The sequence below is a fragment of the Acidaminococcus sp. CAG:542 genome (assembly GCF_000437815.1).
In the GTDB taxonomy this organism is placed as follows: domain Bacteria; phylum Bacillota; class Negativicutes; order Acidaminococcales; family Acidaminococcaceae; genus Acidaminococcus.
This window is the reverse complement of sequence record NZ_FR902098.1, coordinates 1-4,380: the sequence shown is the minus strand read 5'-3', so window position 1 is coordinate 4,380 and position 4,380 is coordinate 1. Positions and strand designations below refer to the sequence as shown.

1 protein-coding gene is annotated in these 4,380 nt (G+C 55.7%); it reads left to right on the top strand.

What is annotated here, in order from left to right; translation table 11 throughout:
- Nucleotides 1–42: 42 nt before the first annotated feature.
- Nucleotides 43–4,380, top strand: a 4,338-nt coding sequence (locus QVO43_RS08805; protein WP_288174836.1) for a YadA-like family protein, incomplete at its 3' end; no start/stop codon positions are given.

Genomic DNA, 4,380 nt, shown 5'->3' with positions numbered 1-4,380 from the left:
TATGTGAGCAAGGCCGATGCCGCCGTACAGGATGGGGCCATCGTGAAAGCCAATAAGACCATCGGCGAAAACGTGACCAACCTGGATGCCGCCCTGGCCAGCGAAACCGCAGCCCGGATCGGTGCGGACAAGGCACAGGACAAGGTAATCCAGGCTGTCAATGACAATCTGGTGCAGAGTGTCAATACCATAAACCAGAATATGGCTGCTGGATTCAACGCCCTGAGTCAGGCGGATGCCAATGAACTGGCCGGCCGTGTGGCAGCGGATACCGAATTGGCGAAAGCGGTGAACAATGGATTGAGCCTGGACCAGGACAATGTACTGCAAAAGAACACCACCAGTGTGGGAGAGGATGGGACAGTCACCACTTCCAAAAAAGCGGCAACGACTCTGGTGATGAACAAAGGTGGTAACAACCAGATTACCCTCAGTGAAAACGGGATCAAAGTAGGCCTGAACAGCACCGTCCAGGATGCCAAGGGATTCTATGCCGGTGGAGATACGGCTGCAGCAGCCAAAGCCGCTCTCAATGCGGACGGCAGCATCAAAGGGGCCGATGGCAAGTTCACCGTGGATACCGCTGGCAACGTGGCAACCAAGGGTGGTTCCATCAAGACCAATGGCGGTGTAATCCAGACCGGCGGCGGAAATATCAACACCCAGGGAGGGGCACTCCGTACCAACGGCGGTAATATCAATGCAGGCAGCGGTACCATCACCGGAAATAAATTGACAGACGGTGTAGCTTCCCTCCAGAATGGAGATCTGACTACAACCGGCAATATCAATGCCCATGATATCGTTGCGACAGGAGATATTTCGGGTAAAGCCATTACCGGTACCAGCCTGAATACCCAGGGCGGAGACATCAACGGCGGCGCTATTACAGGCACCACCATCACCGGCACTACCGGCGCTTTCGGTTCCCTGACCACTACCGGCAATGCATTGGTAGGCGGGACCCTCTCTTCCAATGGTCTGACCAATACCGGCAATGCAACTACCGATACATTGACGGTCAACCATAATGCGACAGTAGGCGGCAACCTTGCTGTGACCGGGGACATCACCGGCAAGAGCCTGAATGTTGGGACTGGCGCTATCAGCGGCGGCCAGATTACCGGCACCGGACTGGATGTAGGAGCCGGAACCGTCAAGACCACCGGCGCTGTGGAAACGGGAACGCTGGAAACTACGGGCAACGCTACGATTGGCGGCAACCTGACCGTAGACAAAGACCTCACAGTCAATGGAGTCTTTGATGCTAAGACTCTTTCCAGTACGGTGGATGCAAACAACTACACCACCATCAATGGCGGCAAGACCCAGTCCAAAAATCTGAAAATGGATACGGCAACGGGCGAAACCAAGGCCAGTGCTTCTACCTTCGATGAAACTGGCAGCAATCTGTGGGCCAAGGACGATGAATCCATCGGCAAGAGCACCGTTACTGCCGACAGCATCAGCCAGAAACTTTCGAATACTGGCGATAACCCGACGGCGTATGCAGAATCCACTATGAGCCAGGGTACGGACAACAAGTACACCATGACTGATACCGTAAAGGACGGGGACAAGACCAACGTGGCCTTCCAGTCGGCAACGGAATCCAGCGATGTAATCACCGAAGGTTCCGACGACTCCGCCAAGACCTCTACTTTCCGGCAGAGAATCGATCAGATCCTGCAGGAGATCAAGAGTGCCAACGGCAGCACCAGTGTGGTACAGACTAATGTGAATATCACCAACACTGCCAAGAACGGCACCATCACCAATGAAGCCCAGACCCTGGTCAACAAAGCCACCGGCGATATGACCAATACCGTAGGCGGCAAGATGCTGAACGATGTGACCGGCGACATGGAAAACAAGGTGGGCGGAAACCTGACCACTACGGTGGGCGGCAACGAAACCCATACGGTAGGCGGGACCTTGACCGAGACCGTGACCGGCGATGTAACGGAAGACTATAAAGCCAATCTGAGCACTACGGTAGGCGGCAGCCAGATCACCACGGTGACCGGCGACAGCAGCCTGACGGCGGAAAACATCACCAACGAAGCCCGGAACAAGATCACCAACAAGGCTCTGGATGTGGAAACCGATGCTTCCAGCTCCATCGTCAGCAAGGTTTCCAACGAGTACGGCTCCAATACTTCCACCCAGCTGTCCTACCAGACCACGGAAGAAATGAGCCAAGCCGATGGCAAGAAAGCTTCCTATCTCCGGGGCGCAGCAGAAGAAAAATCTCAGCTCACCGATGGGGACAAGAAGACCACTATCGACACCGTTGCCGGCCAGACCAACACCAACATTACCGATGGGACCAATACCTCCAACAGCCTGCAGAAGGCGGACCAGGTTGCCTCCTCCGTAACGGACGGCACCAATACCACCGTGGTGAACCAGAATGCCGGAAGCCTCGCTTCCTCCATTACCGACGGAGCCAAGGTCAACAACAGCAGCAACACCGTAGACAAATCGGAACAGCTGATCAAAGCCAGCGATACCCAGTACAGCGCTACGTCTAAGACAGCTACTAAGATGGAAGATGCCCTGGTAAGCGGCGGCAGTTTCATCGACGTTATCAAGAACCTGGACGATGCAGCCAACCCGTTCATCGGCAGCGCCGTAACGGATGGCACCAACATCACTGGCGTCACCCAGACGGCAAAAGATATCACCAACACGGCTAAGAACGGTACGATCGCCAATGATGCCAAAAACATCACCAACACGGCTTCTGAAACCTTGAGCAACAGTGCCAAGAACATCACCAACACCGCAGCGGAAAAACTCAGCAATTCCGCAGCGGAAATCGAAAATACGGCTTCTAAGTCCATTACGGACAAAGTAGGTGACAACGTGAGCCGGACCATGACCACCAGCCAGATCAAGGAATCTGTGGTGGATGGAGCCAACAGCAACACTTCTACCAAGACGGCCTCCAAGGATATGAACATTGTTACCGACGGGACCAGCACCAGTACCCTGAGCCAGCTGGCCGGCAGTGTGAACACCTCCCTGAAGGAAGTGGACGGAGAAGGCAAGACCACCAAGTCCCTGAACAATGTGCAGACCGTTTCGGAAGACACCACCAAGATCACCGATACTGCCAGCGGCAGCTTCTCCAGCAGCAGCCAGAAGGCCGACGGCTTCACCAGCCTGGTGAAGAATGGCAGCGGCGGATCCAACACGGTGACGGATACGGCCACCAAGTCGGAACAGAAACTGGTCAGCGGGAACATCATCGACATCCTGAAGGATGCAGAAAACGGGTATGTGAATACCACCGTAAGTTCTGGGACTGGCGACGATGCTACCAAGACCAGCGTGACCACCACGGACGCCGGGACCACCTTTGAAAATACCGAGCATGCAGCGGCTATTGGAGAAGGATCCATCACCAAGACCACCATTTCCGGGAACACCCTGGAAACCGGCAAGGCAAAGGCGGATTATGTGGATGTGAACAAGGACCTGCACGTGATGGGCAATACCCAGCTGGATGGCACCCTGGAAGTGGCTGGCAAGTCCACCTTCAAGGATGACGTCACCATGGAAAAGGATCTCTCTGTAGGCGGCAACGCTACCGTAGCCGGCGATGTGACGGCCAAGTCCTACAAGGTAGGGGACAAGACCTACATTAACGAAAACGGCATCAATGCCAACGACCAGAAGATCACCAACGTGGCGGACGGGACCATTGCTGAAGGCAGCACCGATGCGGTGAACGGCGGCCAGCTGCATGCAACCAACCAGAGAGTCTCCACTGTGGAAAATCGCGTAGACCGGGTGGAAACCCGGGTGGACAACCTGGACAACCGGATCGATAAAGTGGGGGCCAACGCAGCGGCTATGGCCAACCTGCATCCTATGGACTTCGATGAAGATTCCAAGGTCAGCGTGGCAGCGGCTGTGGGCAACTACCGCAGTGAAACTGCCGGGGCCCTGGGCGTGTTCTACCGGCCTACGGACCGGGTGATGCTGAATGTTTCCACCAGCTTCGGCAATGGGGAAAACATGATCGGCGGCGGCGTGTCCTTCAAGCTGGGCAAGAGCAGCAAGCGGCTGGAAAAGGCGGAAGCCACCAATGCCGCTCTGGCCAAACAGGTGACCAACCTGCAGAATCGGCTGGATGCCCTGCTGGGCGTGCTGAACCCCAGCCTGTCCAAGGACTTCCCGGATGTACCGGCCAACCACTGGGCCTACGAAGCCGTAAGCCGGCTGGCAGGGAATGATATCATCCAGGGATACGAAGACGGCAAGTATCACGGCGAACGGACCATGACCCGGTATGAAATGGCCGAAATCATCTACAACGCCCTGTCCAAAGGGGCCAAGGCGGAAGCCAAACTGGTAGAAGAATTCCGGCCT